Consider the following 18,768-nt stretch of genomic DNA (forward strand, 5'->3'; position numbering starts at 1 on the left):
ACACGGCGATTTTCTCAGGGCGGGACGGCGCTGCGTTTGATCCAGGTCAACGAAACTGCCGCCGATCAGGACTTTGCGCGCGCCACGGCGGCGTCCGCTTCGACCCATTCGGACACGCAGCGGTGGAGGTCGTTCAAATTGCCGCGCATCTGCTCGAGCGCGAATCCGAGGGCGAAGAACTGCTCGGCGGCATGGCCCGAAAGATTGAGCGTGAGCCCGTCGCGCCGCAGCGTGCTAACGGCGCTGTCATAGGACTCGAGCGCCGACAGTACGGCATTGAGCGACGGCGGGCCGCGACGCGCCAGCAGCGAGCTTCCGCAACCGTGCAGATAACTCGCCAAGGCCGTGCGCACATCGGTGAGGGGACGCTGGAGCCGCTTTGCGATATCGGCGGGCAGCGGCTGGTTGACCGCCCTCCCCAGCATCACAAGGTCATGACGCAAGCGCGTGATGGTGCGCAACATCGGTCCGGTGCCGGGACCAGCCGATAAACGTGCCGCGCGCTCGTGCTCCGCTTCGGCGCCGACGACCGACAATTGCGCGGCCGCTTGCGCGATACCGTCCTGGAGCCGGTTATGCGCGTCCGTATCGAGACCGTCGGATGCGCTGCCGAGCGATTCGTCGAGCGCCTGCGCGATCTGCGCGAGAACCTGCGCGGCCGCCGTCACGAAAAGACGGTGCGCGCTTGCGGGGAAGATCAAAAGCGAGACCGCGAGCCCGACAGCGCCGCCGACGCCGACCTCGATCACGCGGTCGACCGCCGAGGCCAGCGGACTGATGTGCGCAATTGTCGGGATGAAGAGGACGAGCACGCCGGTGATCGGCGCGGCCGAAAAGCTTGGCCTGATGGACGCGATATAAGCGAGCGGCGCCACCGTCAGCGCGACCGCGCCGAGCATCGCATATTCATTCGCATGCGGGACAAAGATGCCGATCGCGCCGCCATAGATGGCGCCGCCGATGGTGCCGATGAAGTAGTCGACCGTGGCCTTGAGCGATCGCCCGACACTCAGCTGCGTGACGATCACGGCGGTCAGGGCGGCCCAAAGCGGCAGCGGCTGCTTCAGCATCTGCGCGAGCGCGAGCGCCGCGACGGCGGAGATCACGATCCTGAGCGCCAGATACAGCTGCGGCCGCTGGCGAAGGATGATGGCGCGGATATCCATGGCAGCCTCTCGTCTGTCGTCCCCGCGAAAGCGAGACCTCTGCAAATCCGTCATTCCGGGACGCGCGTGAAACGCGCGGACCCGGAATCCAGCCGAATCGACCGCATTCGCCGCTGGATTCCGGGTTCGCTCGCAAGTGCTCGCGCCCCGGAATGACAGAGGAGAGTCTTTCGCAGAAGTCTCGCAAAAGCGGAGACCCATACGCCTCGGACTAACGAGAAGCTGCGGCGCGCGGGTCCCGGTCCTCCCCCCGACCAAGTCGGGGGTCGGCCGGGACGACAGACATCACGCCGCCTCTTTCTTCTTCGCCGGGGCGAAGCGACCGTAGAACGTCTCGCCCTTTTCGGCCATCTCGACCAGCAGCTTGGGCGGCGTGAAGCGTGTGCCGTATTTCTTCTCGAATTTGCGGCACAGCGCGACGAACGTCTTCGTCCCCATCATGTCGATGTAAGACAAGGTGCCGCCGGTGAACGGCGCGAAACCGAAGCCGAGTATCGAGCCGACATCGGCCTCGCGCACGTCGGTGACGACCTTCTCCTCGAAGGTACGCGCGGCTTCCACCGCCTGCACCACCAGGAAACGCTGCTTGAGTTCCTCGACGTCGATCGCCTCGACTTCTTCGCGCGTGAGCTTCTTCGGCAGGAGATCGGCCAGGCCCGGCCACAGTTTCTTCGGCTGGCCCGGCGTGTAGTCGTAGAAGCCCTTGCCGTTCTTGCGGCCGAAGCGCTGCTGCTTCTCGACCATGTCTTCGAGCAGCTTCTTCATGCCCGGATCGACCGCCTCGGGCCCGAGGTCGGCCTCGGTGGCGCGAACGATCTTGAGCCCGAGGTCGACGCCGGTTTCATCGTTCAGCGACAGCGGCCCGACCGGCATGCCGGCCATGCGCGCGGAGTTCTCGATCAGCGCCGGCGGGGCGCCCTCGAGCAGCATGAGATGGCCTTCGCGGATGTAAGCGAGCACGCAGCGGTTGGCGTAGAAGCCGCGGCTGTCGTTCACCACGATCGGCGTCTTCTTGATCATGCGCACGTAATCGAGCGCGACCGCCAGCGCCTTGTCGCCGGTCTCCTTGCCCATGATGATCTCGGTCAGCATCATCAATGCCACCGGCGAGAAGAAATGGATGCCGATGAAGCGCGCCGGCTCCTTGAACTCGGACGCGAGCGACGAAATCGGCAGTGTCGACGTATTGGAGGCGAACACCGCGTCGTCGCGGATCACCGCCTGGATCTTCGCGATCACGTCGGCCTTGACCTTGCGATCCTCGAACACGGCCTCGATGACGAGGTCGCAGTCCTTGAGCGCGTTGTAGTCCGGCGTCGGCGTGATCTTCTCCAGAATGGCGTCGCGCTCGGCGCCCTTCATGCGGCCCTTCATCACCCGGTCGCTGAGCGCCTTGTGCAGGCCGGCTTTGCCCTTGTCGGCCGTCTCCTGGTCGCGGTCGATCAACACGACGTCGAGGCCGGCGGCGGCACTCACCTGCGCGATGCCCGCGCCCATGAAGCCGGCGCCGACGATGCCGAGCTTCTTCAAGTTCGAAGCCGGCACGCCCGCCGGCCGGCGCGCGCCCTTGTTGAGGTCCTGCATCGACACGAACAGCGACCGGATCATCGCCGCCGCTTCCTTCGAGCGCAGGATATGCGCGAACCACCGCGACTCGACGCGCAGCGCCGTGTCCATCGGCAATTGCAGGCCTTCGTAGACGACCTGCATGATGGCGCGCGCGGCCGGGTAGTTGTCGTAGGTCTCGCGGCGGTAGATGGCGTTGGCCGGCGGGAAGGTCATCATGCCGGCCTTGGAATAGACCGGGCCGCCCGGCAGCTTGAAGCCCTTCTCGTCCCACGGCTTCACCGCCTTGCCGCCGGCCCTGATCCACTCCTTGGCGGCCGCGACGAGTTGATCGGCCGGCACCACGGCATCGATCAGCTTCATCGCCTTGGCGCGATCGGTCTTGAGCTGGTCGCCCTTGAGCAGGAACTGCAAGGCATCGGCCGGCGCGATCATGCGCGCGACGCGCTGCGTGCCGCCGGCGCCCGGAAACAGACCGATCTTGATCTCCGGCAGGCCCATGCGTGTCTTCGGGTTCTCCGACGCGACGCGATAATGGCAGGCGAGCGCCAGTTCGAAGCCGCCGCCGACGCAGGTGCCGTTGATCGCACACACCCACGGTTTGCCCGACGTCTCGAGCTTCCGGTAGAGCAGCGACAGCTTGCGGCTTTCCTCATAGACCATGGCGTTGGCGGCCGTCTCGCCCTTCGCCTTGGCGATATCGGCGAACAAGGCGCCGAAGCGCTCGAGCATGGTGAGGTCGGCGCCGCCGCAGAACGCCTCCTTGGCCGAGGTGATGACCGCGCCCTTGATCGCGGCGTCGTTCGTCACCTTGTCGACGAGACCGGAGAGCTCTTCGATCACCTCCATGGTGATGACATTCATCGAGCGCCCGGGCATGTCCCAGGTGATGAGCGCGATGCCGTCGCCGTCGATGTCGAATTTGAAATCGGTCATAGTCTGGCCCTTTGTTCTGCTCCTGGTCGCGTCATCCTGAGGTGCGAGCGCGGAGCGCGAGCCTCGAAGGATGACGCGGCATTGTCGGGGCCGCCATCCTTCGAGGGCCGCTGCGCGGCCACCTCAGGATGACGGGTAAACTCAGTACGGCTCGCCGGACTTGCGCGTATAAACACGCGTTGTCGCGGTGCGTTCAAACAGCATATCGATGTCGGGATAAGTGACCGTGTCGCCGACCGGATCGCGCGTGCCGACTTCGAGCACGAGCGCGTCACGGTCGCCGCGGTTGACGATGGTGTGGCCGTCCGGCGCGCCGGCCTTCCAGCCGGCCGCGTCACCTTGCTTCAGAACGGTCTCGCCGCCGTCCTCGATCAGCACCACCTCGCCGTCGAGCACATAGACGAACTCGTCCTCGTTACGATGCCAATGGCGCTGCGAGGACTGCGCACCGGGTTTAAGCGTGCAGATGTTGACGCCGAACTGCGTGAGGCCGATCGCATTGCCGATCCGCTTGCGCGACCGGCCCGCGATCACGTCGCGGAATTGGACCGGATACCCGGTCGCGACGTCGTCCGGCACCTTGTCGATGTCGATCTTGGGCATCGCTTTTCCGTTCAACCTTTCTCGGCCTCATGCTGAGGAGGCGCGAAGCGCCGTTTCAAAGCATGGGGCCGCCCATCCTTCGAGACGCCCTCGCTTCGCTCGGGCTCCTCAGGATGAGGCAGAACTGGTGCATCGTGATTACACCCGCTCGATGATGGTCGCGGTGCCCATGCCGGCGCCGATGCAGAGCGTGATCAGCGCGGTCGATTTGCCGGTGCGTTCGAGTTCATCGAGCGCCGTGCCGAGGATCATCGCGCCGGTCGCGCCGAGCGGATGGCCCATGGCGATGGCGCCGCCGTTGACGTTGAGCTTCGTGTTGTCGATGTCGAAGGCCTGCATGAAGCGCAGCACGACGGACGCGAAAGCCTCGTTGATCTCGATGAGATCGATGTCGGACAGATTCATGCCGGCTTTCTTGAGCACCTTCTCGGTCACCTCGACCGGTCCGGTGAGCATGATCGCCGGCTCCGAGCCGATATTGGCGAAGGCCTTGATGCGGGCGCGCGGCTTGAGGCCCGCGCGCGCGCCGGCTTCCTTGCTGCCGATCAAGACCGCGGCGGCGCCGTCGACGATGCCGGAGGAGTTGCCGGCGTGGTGCACGTGATTGATCGCCTCGACTTCCGGATAGGCCTGGATGGCGACGGCATCGAAGCCGCCCATCTCGCCCATCTGCACGAACGACGGCTGCAGCGCGGCGAGCGACTGCATCGTCGTGGTCGGCCGCATGTGCTCGTCCTTGTCGAGAATGGTCAGGCCGTTGACGTCCTTGATCGTCAGCACCGAGTTCTTGAAGCGGCCTTCTTCCCAGGCTTTCGCCGCGCGCTTCTGGCTCTCCACCGCGTAAGCGTCGACCTCGTCGCGCGAGAATCCGTATTTCGTTGCGATCAGATCGGCGGAGATGCCCTGCGGCATGAAATAGTGCTCGACCGCGATGGTCGGATCGACCGGCCAAGCGCCGCCCGAGGCGCCGATGCCGACGCGGCTCATGGACTCGACGCCGCCGCCGATGGTCATGTCGTGCTGGCCGGACATCACCTCGGCCGCGGCGAAATTCACCGCGTCGAGACCGGAGGCGCAGAAGCGGTTGATCTGCACGCCCGGCACATGGTTGCCGAAGCCGGCCACCAGCGCCGAGGCACGGGCGATGTCGCCGCCGGCCTCACCGACCGGATCGACGCAGCCCAACACCACGTCGTCGACCAGCTTGGTGTCGAGATTGTTGCGATCGCGCACGGCGGCGAGCGTCTGCGCGGCGAGGTTGAGCGCCGTCACCTCGTGCAGCGAGCCGTCTTGCTTGCCGCGGCCGCGGGGCGAGCGGACGTGGTCGAAAATGAATGCGTCGGGCATGGAGCCTCCGTGTTTTCTCCGCTGTCGTCCCCGCGAAGGCGGAGACCCATACGCCGCAGCCTATCGAGACGCTGCGGAGTATGGGTCCCGGGTCTCGCGCTATGCGCTCGCCCGGGACGACGGAAACTTACAAACTTCTCGCGATCAATAGCTTCATGATCTCGTTCGTTCCCGCATAGATACGCAGCACCCGGGCATCGCGGTAGAGGCGGGAGATAGGATATTCGTCCATGAACCCGTAGCCGCCGAACAGCTGCAGGCAACGGTCGATCACCCGCGCCTGGATATCGGTGAGCCGGTACTTGGCCATGGAGGCAGTCACGGTGTCGAGTTCGCCTTTGACGTGGCGGCCGATGCAGTGATCGAGGAATACCTTGGCCATTGTGACATCGGTTTTACACTCGGCCAGTTCGAACTGCGTATTTTGGAACTCGATGATCTTTTTACCGAAGGCGGCGCGCTGCTTCACGTAGTCGACAGTGAGCGCCAGCGCCCGTTCCATCATCGCGACCGCGTGCAGCGCGACGATCAGACGCTCCTGCGGCAGTTCCTGCATGAGCTGGTAGAAGCCCTGCCCCTCCTCGGTGCCGAGCAGGTTTTCCGCCGGCAGCCGCACGTCCTCGAAAAATAATTCGGACGTGTCGGCCGAATCCATGCCGAGCTTCTTGAGCTTGCGGCCGCGGCGGAAGCCGGGCGCGTCATCGGTCTCGACCACCAGCAGCGACACGCCCTTGGCCCCGGCTTTCGCATCGGTCTTGGCGACGACGATGACCAGGTTGGCGTGCTGGCCGTTGGTGATGAAGGTCTTGGAGCCGCTCAGCACATAGCCGTTGCCGGACTTCTCGGCCTTGGTGCGCACGCCCTGCAGGTCGGAGCCGGTGCCGGGCTCGGTCATGGCAATGGCGCCGACGAGTTCGCCGGTTGCCAGCTTGGGCAGCCAGCGCTGCTTCTGCTCCTCGGTACCGTAGTGCAGGATGTAGGGCGCAACGATGCCCGAATGCAGCGGCGCGCCGAAACTATCGAAGCCGGCCAGCGAATACGCGCGATTGATGATGGCCTCGTGCGCGAAGGTGCCGCCGGCGCCGCCGTATTCCTCCGGCATCGAAGCACAGAGGAGACCCGCCTGCCCGGCCTTGGTCCAAACCTCGCGCTCGTACATGCCCTGCTCGTGCCAGCGGTCGACATGCGGGGCGAATTCGTCGTCGATGAAGCGCCGCGCCTGCTCTTCCAGCAGCACGAGATCTTCGGTCATCCAATCGGGACGAGGCAGATTGAGAACGTCCATGGGTCCGGCGGGTCCAGGAGACTCAGGAAGGTCCGCTCACAATAGAGGGCGCGGACCGCGAGCGCGAGGCCCTCCTACTCCTCCTTAAGGGGGCGAAAAACGCGATTCCGCCCGCCCCTCCCCGGCCGGCGTCATTGCGCGAGATATGCGTCGTTGATCTTCTGCCAGGTGCCGTCGGCGCGGATCGCGGCGATGCCGCCATTCAGCTTGTCGACCAGATCGGCGCGCCTGCCCTTCGGCACGGCCACGGCCAACGGCAACTCCCAAAACAACGTCTTCGGCTCGGTCACCTTGCCGGGCACCACCATGCGGGCGATGCGCGCGCCGGCCTGGAAATTCAGGGCCGCTGCATCCGCCTGACCGCTCACGAGCTGATTGAGGCTCTCGTCGTAGTTGGCGGTGACAAGAAGCTTCACATCCGGATAGCGCTTGGCGATGTATTCGGCGAGCGGTCCGGTCTTCGGCGTCGTAACTGTCTTGCCGGTGAGCGCGGCGAAATCGGGCGTCGGCGCGCCGGAGCGAACGAACAGCGCCCCGCCCGTCACGACGAGCGGCGCCGAGAAGTCGAACAGCTTCACACGCTCCGGATTGATCGCCAGCGGGAAGATCGCATCGGCGCGGCCGTCCTCGAGCGTCTTCTGCACCTCGACGAAGGGCACCGGCACGAGAACGAGTTCAAGCCCTGCCTGCGTAGCCGCCGCTTTGAGAACGTCGACGGCAAGACCCGCCGAGTGGCCGTCCACCACTTCGGCGAAAGGCGGAAACCGTTGATCGTGCGCAACGCGGACGGTCTCCGCGGCCGCAACAGATGCCGCACCGAGTGGGCTCCGCGTGAACGAAAGTGCCGCCAACAAGGCCACAGCCAAAAGTTTGATCGCTTGCTTCACTTGCATCCCCCCCAAATTGCCGTGCGAGGTTAGCAAGGGCACATGCCGGCCACTATGGCGCGTCGCGCGAGCCCGCGTTGGCGCGCATCCGCGCGTGCCGCGACGGCGCGAGCCGGCCTCCCCACGGGGGAGGCCGGTGCATTGAGGGCAAAGCTGCTATTTCGCCTTCGCGGGGTCCTTCACCGCGTCGATCTTGTCGAACTCGACGTTCTGGTTCGTGCCGCCGACCTTCTCGACGCGGCGGATATAGACCGTCTGCACGATGTCACGCGTTTCGGGATCGATGGAGATCGGCCCGCGCGGGCTCTCCCACTTCATGCCCTTGGCCGCGGCGATGAGACTGTCGCCATCGGCCTTGCCGCCGGTCTTCTTCAGCGCCTCGTAGATCAGATGCATGCCGTCCCAGCCGCCGATGGAGAACACATCGGGGTTGCGCTTGAACTCGGCGTTATAGGCCTTCACGAAGTCCTGGTTCATCTTCGACTTGTGTTCCCAGCCATAGTGAAACACGGTGCGGATGCCCACGGCCGCATCGCCCATGCTCTTGAGCGCGTTGTCGTCCATGGTGATCTCGCCCTGGCCGAGGATCTTGTTGCCCGGGAAGCCGCGCTCCTGCATCGCCTTGGTGATGGCGATCGGCTGCGCGCCGCCCGGGATAAAGATGAAGATGGCGTCGGGGTTGATGTCCTTGGCACGCTGCACGAAGGCGGAGAAGTCGGGATTGGCGACCGGCATGCGCACGGAGCCGACGATCTCGCCGCCCGCGTCCTTGAAGCCCTTCACGAACCAGGTCTCGGCATCGATGCCGGGGCCGTAGTCCGAGACCATGGTGTAGATCTTCTTCAGGCCATTCTTGAACGCCCACTGCCCGAACGGATGCTCGAGCTGCGGAATGGTCAGCGAGGTGCGCGCGATGTAGGGCGACTTGGTGGTGATCGCCGAGGTTGCGGCGTTCATGACCACCATGAACTTCTTGCCCTCCGCCGACACGTCGCCCGCGCCGAAGGCCTCCGGCGTCAGCGTGAAGCCGGCCAGGATGTCGACCTTGTCACGCACGACGAGTTCCTGCGCCAGGCGCTTGGCGACGTCCGGGTTGGGGCCGCCGGTGTCCTTGCGGACGAACTCGATCTTCTTGCCGGCGACGGTGTCGCCGTGCTGCTTCACATAGAGCTTGATGGCATTGTCCATCTGCGCCGCGGTGTCGGCGAACTGGCCGGAATAGGCCATGATCAGGCCGACCTTGACGGTCTGTTGGGCGCTGGCCGCGCTCGCCGTGAGCAATGCCGCGGCCAGGACAAGCACGGATTGTCGTGTGAACGTGATCATCAACTCCTCCCTGAAGCCGTTTCTTTGCGCGACGGCATACCCGGCAGGTTAGCGGCAATCCCGCACAGCGTCACGATCACGTGGCGACGTTCGGCCCTCCAAACCCGGACGGGACCGCGCCGGCACGACGATAGCCCAATACCACCTCCCCAAACCGACTCACCTTTACGATGGGCAGATCGGGCGGGGCTGCGACGGATGGAATTCTCGATTGGGCGCCCGGACGTCGTCCGGGCAGTCAATCAGCGCTGGCTTTTGAAGTTTTGGCAGGCTCACCGCGGTCCACATCCCGTACCGCGGTGGCAAGGCGTCGTGGTGGAAAAGCTGTCCGACCGCTCGGCCAATCTGAGCATGCTGACCGTGACCGGCGACGGGGAGGCCCCCCGGTTTCAGATTCGGTTCAACGGCAGCATCATCGACAAGGCCTACGGCTCCCCCGACCACCGCGGAAAGCACCTCGACGAGGTCATGCCGGCGCTTATGCGCCCCGACGGCCTGCCGCCTTTCACGCGAGCGGCCAGGGACGGCTGTCCGATTTACACGATCCACACCATCAGGGACCGCGACGGCCGCGTCGTCCAGTACGAACGGCTGCTGCTGCCGTTCTCCGGCGACGGGCTCCGCGTCGATCGCGTGCTGGTGTCCTCCGAGTTCGTCTGTCTCGACGGCGCGTTCGACGGCGACAACATCATGCACGTACAAACCGCGCCGCCCGTACTGGAGCTGGCGGCGAAGATCGAGATGGCGGCGGCCTAGCTATGGCGCCGGCGCGACGACGCGCCGATAGAGATGCCAAGTGGCGTGGCCGAGCACCGGCAGCGTCACCAGCAGGCCGACGAAGAACGGCAGCACCGACACGATCAGCACGACCACGATCACCAGCGCCCAGCCGATCATGGGCAAGGGGCTCATCACCACCGCGCGCACGCTGGTGATCATCGCGGTGACGAAGTCGACGTCGCGGTCGAGCAGCAATGGAAACGACACCACGGTCAACGAGAACAGGATCAGCGACAGGACGGCGCCCTCGACATTGCCGACGACGAGGAACGCCAGCCCCTCGTTGGTCGTGAGCACGGCGCCGATGAACCCGTGGATGTCGCTGAACGAGGCATGGAGGCCGAGGAACAGCGCCATCAGGAAGCGCACCTGATACATCCACATGATGAAGATGAAGAGCGTCACGAAGGCCATCCAGCCGAGTTCGCCGCGCGTGCGGATCGCGCGCCAGATGTCGCGCGCCGACGGCGCTTCGCCCCTTTCGCGGCGCCGGCTCACCTCGTAGAGCGCGATGGCGGCGAACGGCCCGATCAGCGCAAAGCCCGCCGCCAGCGGGTAAGCGAGATAGGTCATGCCGAGCGCGGTGACCGACAGCACGATGAGATTGCCTCCGGCCGCGTACAGCGCGCCGACGGCGAGACCGTAAAGCGGCATGGCCTGAAAATCGCGCAGGCCCTTGCCGAGCGCATCGATCACGTCGGCCGCGGCGATCGGGCGCACGACGGGATCGACCTTCCCCGAAATGACAGACATCGTTTCCACCCCACTTTTTTTCATTGTTGGGCGAAACTCTGCGCCAGCGCTTTGCTCTTCGTCAAAACGAAAGCGCCGCGCAAAGCGCGGCGCTTCTGCATCGAATCGGCTCGACCGCTAAGGCCGGACGGCCGGGCGGCCCCAATCCCACAGCGGACTCAGGGCCTCGCGACCGTCGCGATGCCGGCCGGCCGCGCAGGCCGCATACCAGGCGCAAACCGCTCCGATCAGCGCGGCAGCCCCGGCCATGAACCCGAGCACGATACCGCTGCGCCGGGCGCGATTGAGATTCTCCTGCGCGCTGGCAATGACAGTGTCGACGCGGCGCTCGGCATCGGCCGGCGCGAGACCGGTCATGGCCGCGGTCAGCCGCACGAGATAAGCGCGGTCATCGCTTTGCATGCCGCGATGGCTGGGCGCCGTGAGCAGGATGCGCGCGGCCTCGGCCCGCGGATAATCCATGTTGCCAGGCGGACGCCGCTCGCTGCGGAACAGCCGGTCGAGATCGAAAGCGATGATGTTCTCGCCGGCGACCGAGGTCGACGCTGCGCCTGCGGAGGGCGCGGCGAGACGCGGCACCGCTTGCGCCGCCGCGATCACCATGATGCCCGTGAGCAACGTTGCCAGCCCCCACACGAGGAGACCATGCATGCCGTCGCGAAATTCCGCATCGCTGCTGACGCCCGCCAACGGCGTCTGCAGCCGCGCCGTAACGTAAGCGCCGAACGAATAGGACACGATCGCCAGCAGCACCAGATAAAGCCCGGCCAGAAACACCAAGGCAAAGGACGTATCGCGCCACGTCGGCGCGGTCGACGATAGCGACAGCCCGAGCGCCGCTGCAAAGCTATGCAGCACAAACGCAAGCGCGGATGCAGCGATCGCTCCGGCGATCACGGCACCCCACGAAACATTCGACGTTCGATCGGTTGCGATGGTCGCAACCTGCGTTTCCATGGCCATAGGGTGTCTCCCGTCCCGTTCTCAGCGCAAGCCGAGGAACGAAAGAATGGCCATGATCACGACAATCAAACCGACCAGATAGATAAGCCCGTTCATCCCTGCCCTCCTCTTCGTGTACCGCCGCGGCCACGCGCGTGAGAAACGGAAAGCGAGAGGGTTTGTTCCCTCTTGCGCTTCATTGCAGCAAGATTCCCGTGGCGATCTATCGAGAAGACGAGGGAAGTCGGTTATACTGACGGCATTCCGCTCAGGAGAAGACCGATGGAACAGCGCAGCCTTGGCCGCAGCGGCCTTACCGTATCGGCACTTGGATTGGGTTGCATGGGCATGTCGGAATATTACGGCCCCGGCGACGACACCGAATCCGTCGCCACCATCCATCGCGCCATCGAACTCGGCGTGACCTTTCTCGACACCGCCGACCAATACGGCGTCGGCCGCAACGAGGAACTGGTCGGCCGTGCCGTCAAGGGCAGGCGCGACAAGGTCGTCATCGCGACCAAGTTCGGCTTCATACGCGGGCCGAACGGCGAACGGCTCGGCATCAGCGGCAAGCCCGATTATGTGAAGAGCGCCTGCGATGCCAGCCTGAAGCGGCTCGGCGTCGATGTCATCGACCTTTACTACCAGCACCGCGTCGATCCGCAGACGCCGATCGAGGACACCGTCGGCGCCATGGCGGACCTCGTGAAGGCGGGCAAAGTGCGTTTCCTCGGCCTGTCGGAGGCCGCGCCGCAAACCATTCGGCGCGCGCACAAGGTGCACCCGATCGCCGCGCTGCAGACCGAATATTCGCTGTTCAGCCGCGACGTCGAGGACGAGATCCTGCCGGCGGTGCGCGAACTCGGCATCGGCTTTGTCGCTTATGCGCCGCTCGGCCGCGGCTTTCTCACCGGCGGCATCAAGAAGGCGGAGAGCCTTGCCACCGACGATTTCCGCCGTGTATCGCCACGCTTCTCGGACGAGAACTTCGGACGCAATCTCGAGCTGGTGCGGACGATCGAGGCGCTGGCCAAAGAGCGAGGCTGCAAGCCTTCCCAGATCGCGCTTGCCTGGGTGCTGTCGCGCGGCAATGACGTCGTGCCGATACCCGGCACCAAGCGGCGCGCTTATCTGGAAGAGAACGCGGCGGCCGCGGGCATCAGGCTCGGCGCGGCAGACTTCGAACGCCTGGAAAAGGCTTTTCCAAAGGGCGCCGCCGCCGGCGAACGCTACGCCGCGGCCGGCATGCAGACGTTGAACATTTGAGCGGAGACGCAGACACCGTACTGCTTGTCCCGGCTTCGAAGCGCGTCATGCCCGGCCTTGGGCCGGGCATCCACGTTTCCAACGATCGCAACAAAGAGAAGCGTGGATGGCCGGGACAAGCCCGGCCATGACCGGCGAAGAGGCCCTCTTAAAGCGCCAAAGAAGATCCGCTTCGTTTCCGCTCGACGATCAAAACGCCTCGGCCGGCAATTCCATCGTGCTCGCCGCGCCGGTTTCGATGCGCGAGAGCCGCGTCGCGGTTTCCGGCAGCATGCGCTCCATGAAGAAGCGGCCGAGCACCAGCTTGGTGTTGTACTGCTGCGCATCGCCCTCCTTGGCGGCGAGCTTGGCCTGCGCCGCTTCGGCGATACGGCACCACATGTAACCGAGCGCGACCAGGCCGAACAGGTGCATGTAGTCGTATGAACCCGCGCCGGCATTATCGGGCTTGGCCATGGCGTTGTTCATGAACCACATGGTCGCCTGCTGCAGATGCGCCAGCGACTTCTCCAGCGGCTTGACGTAGGGGCCCATCGCCTCGTTGGCGGCGCGGTCCTTCACATAGCCCTGCGCCTCGTTGAAGAAGGCCATGATGGCGCGGCCGCCATTGCGCGCGAGCTTGCGGCCGACGAGATCCAGCGCCTGGATGCCGTTCGCGCCCTCGTAGATCATGGCGATGCGCGCATCGCGCACGAACTGCTCCATGCCGTGCTCGGCGATGTAGCCATGACCGCCGAACACCTGCTGCGCCAGCACCGTGTTGGCAAAGCCCATGTCCGTGAGCACACCCTTCACCACCGGCGTCAACAGACCCATGGCGTCGTCGGCCGATTCGCGCTGCTTGGTGTCGGGCGAGCGATGCGAGATGTCGCCGTTGAGCGCGGTCCAGATCACCAGCGCGCGGGCCGCCTCGTTGAAGGCACGCATGGTCATCAGCACGCGGCGGACGTCGGGATGCACGATGATCGGGTCGGCCGGTTTGTCGGGCGCTTTCGCGCCGGTGAGCGCGCGGCCCTGCAAACGCTCCTTCGCGTAGACGACCGCGTTCTGGTAGGCGACCTCCGACAGCGCAAGGCCCTGCAGGCCGACGCCCAAACGCGCCTCGTTCATCATCGTGAACATGGCGTTGAGGCCGCGGTTTTCTTCGCCGACCAGCCAACCGGTCGCGCCGTCATAATTCATGACGCAGGTCGAGTTGCCGTGAATGCCCATCTTCTCTTCGATCGAGCCGCAGGACACGCCGTTCGGTGCGCCGTCCAGGAGTTTCGGCACGACGAACAGCGAAATGCCCTTGGTGCCCTCGGGCGCGCCTTCAATGCGCGCGAGCACGAGATGGACGATGTTTTCGGTGAGATCCTGTTCGCCGCCGGAGATGAAGATCTTGGTGCCGGAGATCTTGTACGAGCCGTTGCCCTGCTTCACCGCCTTGGTGCGCAACAGACCGAGATCGGTGCCGCAATGCGGTTCGGTGAGATTCATCGTGCCGGCCCACTCGCCGGAGATGAGGTGCGGCAGATACTTCTGTTTCAATTCGTCGTTGCCGTGCTGAACCAGCGCGGCGACCGCACCCTGCACCAAGCCCGGATACATCGAGAAAGCAAGATTGGCGGAAGCGAGATATTCGTTGACGATCACCGTCAGCGTGCTCGGCAGCCCCTGGCCGCCGTATTCGCCCGGCGCCGACATGCCGATCCAGCCGCCGTCGCGCAGTTGACGATAGGCATCCTTGAAGCCGGTCGGCGTCGTGACGCGTCCATCCGGGTGACGCGTGCAGCCTTCCTTGTCGCCGACACGGTTGAGCGGGGCGAGCACCTCTTCGGTGAACTTGCCGGCTTCGCGCAACACGGCCTCGACCACGTCCGGGGAGGCGTCGGCAAATCCGGGCAGGTTGTTGTAGCGATCGATGTGGAAGACGTCGTTCAGCAAAAACAAGGTGTCGTCGACGGGCGCTTTGTAGGTCGGCATGTTTCCTCTTCCCGCCGGCATCGTTGAGGCCGGCCGCTGAGCCGTTAACAACTCGTTACGTATTGAACGGTTGCAACCGATTTGCGACCGGCCGGCTTCCGTTCGAAGGACGCCGCAACCCCCGGCAGCGCCCGCCAAGAGTGCCGGACCGGGGCTTTCAGCGGCGTTAAGCCCGGCTTCGGCCACAGTGCCGCGAAAAGTGCCGGTCAAATCCGACACTTCGGTCCAGCATTAACGTGTTGTTTACCGCAAACGTCAAAAGTCGGCGAGTGGACGAAAGGACCGAGCTTGTATCCACCTGCCGTTAACGAGCACCGGTTCCACGAGGGCTGATCCTGGCCCTTACGCCTCCACCTAACTGGGTGTGAGAATGAAGCTTGGCGTGCCGTGGAGTGTCAAAGGCATCCGACCGGAAGCGCGCGAAAGCGCGCGCGAGGCAGCGCGTCGGTCCGGTATGTCTTTGGGCGATTGGCTGAACTCGGTCATCCTGCAGCAGGCCGCCACGAACGGCACACAGCCCGGCGCCGACGAGGATGAAGACTTCTACGGCGAAGACCTCACGAGCGTGCATCAGCGCCTCGACGAGCTCACCCGCAAGATCGATCACTTCGCGCGTACGGGCCCGCAGGCCTACGCGCCCAAGCGCCAGCGCGAATCGCGCGAGGATAACGACCAGCTCGCCGCGCTGATCTCGCGCCTCGACCACCGCATCGACCAGTTCGTCACGACCGCGCGCACCTTGCCGCAGGTCGCGCCGCCGATGGCGCCGGCAATAGCGCCCGCCATGGCGCCCTACGTCCCGCAACAGGCCCCCGCTCCGGCGCACATGCCGCCGCCCGCGCACCATATGCCGCCGCCGCAGCATATGACCCCGCCGCAGCATATCCAGATGCCGCAGCCGATGCCGCCGGTGCAGATGCCGCCGGCCCTCGACCGCGCGATCGCCGAGATCAGCGCCCGTCAGCGTGCGCTCAACGGCGCCGCAACGCAGCCTGCGATTCGGCAGCCGGCGCCGCCGCCGGCCGAGCCGCAACCCCGGCCGCAACCGCAGCCGCCACTGCCAATGGTGCTGCAGCCGGTGCCGACGCAGGATCTCTCGGGCCTCGAAGATCAGCTCCGCCGCATCACCGACCAGATCGAGACCCTGCGCAAGCCGGGCGTGGAAGAGGCGATCAACGCCCTGCGTGGCGAGCTCGGCGAAATCGGCCGCGCGCTCAACGAGGCCATGCCGCGCCGCGCCATCGACACCATCGAGCGGCAGATTCAGGGCCTGAACCAGCGCATTGCCGAAGGCCGCCACAACGGCATCGACGGCGGCGCCCTTGCCGGCGTCGAAAGCGCGCTCGCGGAAGTGCGCGATGCCTTGCGCGGCCTGACGCCCGCCGAAAACCTGGTCGGCTTCAACGAGGCGGTGCACGGTCTCGCGCACAAAATCGATCTCATCGTCGCGCAGAAGGACCCCGCGACGCTGAACCAGCTCGAGCACGCCATCACCACGCTGCGGGACATGTCGCAGCACGTCGCCTCGAACGAGGCGGTGGGCGAACTGGCGGCCCAGGTCCATGCCTTGAGCGAACGCGTCGAGCATCTGTCCGCGGCCGGCCCCGGCAGCGACGCGCTCAATCACCTCGAACACCGCATCGATGCGCTGGCCCGCGCGCTCGCCGAGCGCGCCCAGAACGGCAATGTCGTCCCGCCGCGACTCGAAGCGCTGGTACAGTCGCTGACCGACAAGATCGAGCTGATCCAGCAGCGCCGCGGCGACAACGTCGCGGTCGACCATCTCGAAGACCGCATCGTCAAGCTGGTCGAGCGGCTGGACGCGTCCGATTCGCGGCTCGGCCACCTCGAGACGATCGAGCGCGGCCTGGCCGATCTGCTCGTGCATATCGAGGATATGCGCACCAACAGGCAGTCCGAGGCGCTGCGCGCCGAAGGCGGGCCTGCTGTCGACGCGCTGAAGCAGGATATCGCCCGCACCCAGAACGTGCTGGAGGCGGTGAACGGCACGCTCGGCCATGTGGTCGACCGGCTGGCGATGATCGAGAAGGACATCCGCGGCGAGAAGCGCAGCGGCCCGGCCTTCCACAGCGACACGCTCGAACTGACGCAGCCGATGCCCGGCAAGGTCGCCGTGCGCATGGTTGAGGAAGCGCCGCCGACCGTGCCGCACATGCCGCCGGCCCCGCAGCTCGACATACAGCGGGCGCCCGCGCCGCAACCGCAGCCGCCGATGCAATTTGCGCGGCCACCGGCACCGCCGATGATGGCGCCGCAAGCGCCGCCGCACGCGGCGCCGCAGGCGGCCGGACCGCATCCGGCACAGCGCCGCATGCCGCCGGCGGGCCATGGGCCCATCAATCCCGATCTGCCGCCCGATCAGCCGCTCGAGCCGGGTTCCGGCCCGCCGCGCGTGCGGCCCGGCGCGCGCATTGCCATGTCAGAAGCGGCGCTGGGGCCGGCGCGGCCCACGGCGGCGGCGCCCGCGGACAGCAAGTCGAACTTCATTGCCGCGGCACGCCGCGCCGCGCGTGCGGCCGTGGATGAGGCGGCATCTCATCTGCCGCGTCAGGGCGCCGAGCAGCCGGACGACGCGTCGCCGAAGTCGCGCGCCGGTCTGATCAAGCGCGTGAAGTCGCTGATCGTCGCCGCGAGCATCGTCGCGGGCGTCGTCGGCGCCGTGCAGATCATGGGCAACATGGTGCACCGGCCGCTGCCGCTGACGACCAAGAGCATCAAGAGCTCGGACGCGGACGCCGCCAAGGCCGACGCGCTCGACGCGGCCGATGACGATGCCGTGGCGGACGGGCCGGCGGCCAATCCGCTCGCGACACCGGCCGACCGCGCTACGCCGTCCGACCGCGCTGCTGCACCGATAGCGCCGACTGCGCCAGCTGCGCCAAGCGCACCGTCGCTTGTGCCCGCCCCGCTCAATTTCAATCAGAACATGCCGTCGCTGCTTGCCCCGCCGGCGATGAACCCGCCGGCGGCCAATGACATCACCGGCTCGATCCCGAAACCGGCGAAGCCGCTGCCGACGGCGCGGCAGCAGGAGACGAGCGCCGGCGTCTACAATGACCGTCTGCCGATCGCGATCGGCGGAACGAAGCTCCGCGAGGCCGCGCTCGCCGGCAGTGGCGCTGCCGCCTACGAGGTTGCGACCCGCTATGCCGAAGGCCGTGGCGTGCCGGCGAGCCTCGACGACGCCGCGCGCTGGTACGAGCGCGCCGCGGCCAAGGGCCTTGCGCCAGCGCAATTCCGCTACGCAAGCCTGCTGGAGAAGGGCCAGGGCGTGAAGAAGGACCTCACCCAGGCCCGCAAGCTCTATCTTGCAGCCGCGGCCAAGGGCAACGCGAAGGCGATGCATAACCTCGCGGTGCTTTATGCCGAAGGGGTCGACGGCAAGCCCGATTACGCCGCCGCGGCGCAGTGGTTCACCAAGGCGGCGCAGCACGGCGTGCCCGACAGCCAGTACAATCTCGGTGTGCTGGCGGCGCGTGGCCTTGGCACGCCCAAGAGCCTCACCGACTCCTACAAGTGGTTCGCCCTCGCCGCCGCGCAGGGCGACAAGGAAGCCACTCGCAAGCGCGATGAAGTCGCGGGGCAACTCGCGCCCGCCGCGCTCTCCGCCGCGCAACAGGCGGTCGCGGCCTTCGTGCCGGAAAAGCAACCCAACGATGCGGTCAACGTGCCTGAACCGGCCGGCGGCTGGGACAACGGCAGCGCCGCGCCGACACAGGGCAAAATGCGCTCGGCCACGCCGATGTCGCTCGGCGCCCTCACGGTCGGAAAACGGTGAACAAGTGCGGTCGCTCGTTTGAGTTCGTGATCGCTAAAGCATTCCCCGCTAAGATCGACGAAATTCGAGTTGAGTTTGCGCGAGACCGGAAGGTGGCGGCGTCGCACGCCTTGTTTCCGGCCTCGCGGCGTTAGCCTTTTTCCA

13 protein-coding genes are annotated in these 18,768 nt (G+C 65.9%); 3 read left to right on the plus strand and 10 right to left on the minus strand.

All coding sequences use genetic code 11. The features are described 5' to 3' along the window. Positions 1-65: 65 nt before the first annotated feature. The 7 genes from DW352_RS14725 to DW352_RS14755 all read right to left on the minus strand — a co-directional run bounded on the left by DW352_RS14725 (position 66) and on the right by DW352_RS14755 (position 9,116). Positions 66-1,166, minus strand: a complete 1,101-nt coding sequence (locus DW352_RS14725) for an FUSC family protein (protein WP_115692043.1) — start codon at positions 1,164-1,166, stop codon at positions 66-68. Between the two features lie 285 nt (positions 1,167-1,451). Beyond that, positions 1,452-3,668 (minus strand): 3-hydroxyacyl-CoA dehydrogenase NAD-binding domain-containing protein, encoded by a 2,217-nt coding sequence (locus DW352_RS14730; RefSeq protein WP_115692044.1) that lies wholly within the window; start codon positions 3,666-3,668, stop codon positions 1,452-1,454. A 141-nt stretch (positions 3,669-3,809) separates the two neighbouring features. Beyond that, complete coding sequence (locus DW352_RS14735) at positions 3,810-4,271, minus strand: cupin domain-containing protein (protein ID WP_115692045.1); 462 nt, start codon at positions 4,269-4,271, stop codon at positions 3,810-3,812. A gap of 138 nt (positions 4,272-4,409) precedes the next feature. Next, positions 4,410-5,618 carry an acetyl-CoA C-acetyltransferase gene (locus DW352_RS14740; protein ID WP_115692046.1) on the minus strand — a complete coding sequence of 403 codons (1,209 nt, stop codon included), beginning with the start codon at positions 5,616-5,618 and terminating at the stop codon, positions 4,410-4,412. A gap of 127 nt (positions 5,619-5,745) precedes the next feature. Further along, the gene (locus DW352_RS14745) at positions 5,746-6,903 is read right to left on the minus strand and encodes an acyl-CoA dehydrogenase family protein (RefSeq protein WP_115692047.1); all 1,158 of its coding nucleotides are present in this window, start codon (positions 6,901-6,903) and stop codon (positions 5,746-5,748) included. 131 nt (positions 6,904-7,034) lie between these two features. Beyond that, positions 7,035-7,790, minus strand: coding sequence for a substrate-binding periplasmic protein (locus DW352_RS14750; RefSeq protein WP_162826977.1), 756 nt, complete (start codon positions 7,788-7,790; stop codon positions 7,035-7,037). Positions 7,791-7,946: 156 nt separating this feature from the next. After that, positions 7,947-9,116 carry an ABC transporter substrate-binding protein gene (locus DW352_RS14755; protein ID WP_115692049.1) on the minus strand — a complete coding sequence of 390 codons (1,170 nt, stop codon included), beginning with the start codon at positions 9,114-9,116 and terminating at the stop codon, positions 7,947-7,949. Between the two features lie 315 nt (positions 9,117-9,431). Here DW352_RS14755 and DW352_RS14760 point away from each other — a divergent pair, with 315 nt between their 5' ends. Beyond that, on the plus strand, positions 9,432-9,872 hold the full coding sequence (locus tag DW352_RS14760; protein ID WP_162826978.1) for a PAS domain-containing protein: 441 nt from the start codon (positions 9,432-9,434) through the stop codon (positions 9,870-9,872). Here the strand turns inward: DW352_RS14760 and DW352_RS14765 are convergent, their stop codons facing one another. Both DW352_RS14765 and DW352_RS14770 read right to left on the minus strand, forming a co-directional pair. After that, positions 9,873-10,649 carry a DUF2189 domain-containing protein gene (locus DW352_RS14765; RefSeq protein WP_115692051.1) on the minus strand — a complete coding sequence of 259 codons (777 nt, stop codon included), beginning with the start codon at positions 10,647-10,649 and terminating at the stop codon, positions 9,873-9,875. It abuts the gene before it with no gap. 117 nt (positions 10,650-10,766) lie between these two features. Then, entirely contained in the window at positions 10,767-11,612 is an 846-nt protein-coding gene (locus DW352_RS14770) for a hypothetical protein (RefSeq protein ID WP_115692052.1), read from the minus strand. A 261-nt stretch (positions 11,613-11,873) separates the two neighbouring features. Here DW352_RS14770 and DW352_RS14775 point away from each other — a divergent pair, with 261 nt between their 5' ends. Further along, positions 11,874-12,860: an aldo/keto reductase gene (locus DW352_RS14775; RefSeq protein WP_115692053.1), complete on the plus strand. Its 987-nt coding sequence runs from the start codon at positions 11,874-11,876 to the stop codon at positions 12,858-12,860. Between the two features lie 189 nt (positions 12,861-13,049). Here DW352_RS14775 and DW352_RS14780 read toward each other — a convergent pair whose 3' ends face one another. Further along, on the minus strand, positions 13,050-14,825 hold the full coding sequence (locus DW352_RS14780) for an acyl-CoA dehydrogenase C-terminal domain-containing protein (protein ID WP_115692054.1): 1,776 nt from the start codon (positions 14,823-14,825) through the stop codon (positions 13,050-13,052). 382 nt (positions 14,826-15,207) lie between these two features. Here DW352_RS14780 and DW352_RS14795 point away from each other — a divergent pair, with 382 nt between their 5' ends. After that, positions 15,208-18,624: a tetratricopeptide repeat protein gene (locus DW352_RS14795; protein ID WP_162826979.1), complete on the plus strand. Its 3,417-nt coding sequence runs from the start codon at positions 15,208-15,210 to the stop codon at positions 18,622-18,624. The last annotated feature ends 144 nt before the right edge of the window (positions 18,625-18,768 follow it).

Origin of the sequence: Pseudolabrys taiwanensis, assembly GCF_003367395.1 — a bacterium.
In the GTDB taxonomy this organism is placed as follows: domain Bacteria; phylum Pseudomonadota; class Alphaproteobacteria; order Rhizobiales; family Xanthobacteraceae; genus Pseudolabrys; species Pseudolabrys taiwanensis.

Coding starts and splice junctions, on each gene's coding strand:
- DW352_RS14765 (WP_115692051.1), bottom strand. CDS start 10,649: ATGTCTGTCATTTCGGGGAAGGTCGATCCCGTCGTGCGCCCGATCGCC.
- DW352_RS14735 (WP_115692045.1), bottom strand. CDS start 4,271: ATGCCCAAGATCGACATCGACAAGGTGCCGGACGACGTCGCGACCGGG.
- DW352_RS14770 (WP_115692052.1), bottom strand. CDS start 11,612: ATGGCCATGGAAACGCAGGTTGCGACCATCGCAACCGATCGAACGTCG.
- DW352_RS14730 (WP_115692044.1), bottom strand. CDS start 3,668: ATGACCGATTTCAAATTCGACATCGACGGCGACGGCATCGCGCTCATC.
- DW352_RS14725 (WP_115692043.1), bottom strand. CDS start 1,166: ATGGATATCCGCGCCATCATCCTTCGCCAGCGGCCGCAGCTGTATCTG.
- DW352_RS14780 (WP_115692054.1), bottom strand. CDS start 14,825: ATGCCGACCTACAAAGCGCCCGTCGACGACACCTTGTTTTTGCTGAAC.
- DW352_RS14775 (WP_115692053.1), top strand. CDS start 11,874: ATGGAACAGCGCAGCCTTGGCCGCAGCGGCCTTACCGTATCGGCACTT.
- DW352_RS14740 (WP_115692046.1), bottom strand. CDS start 5,618: ATGCCCGACGCATTCATTTTCGACCACGTCCGCTCGCCCCGCGGCCGC.
- DW352_RS14745 (WP_115692047.1), bottom strand. CDS start 6,903: ATGGACGTTCTCAATCTGCCTCGTCCCGATTGGATGACCGAAGATCTC.
- DW352_RS14755 (WP_115692049.1), bottom strand. CDS start 9,116: ATGATCACGTTCACACGACAATCCGTGCTTGTCCTGGCCGCGGCATTG.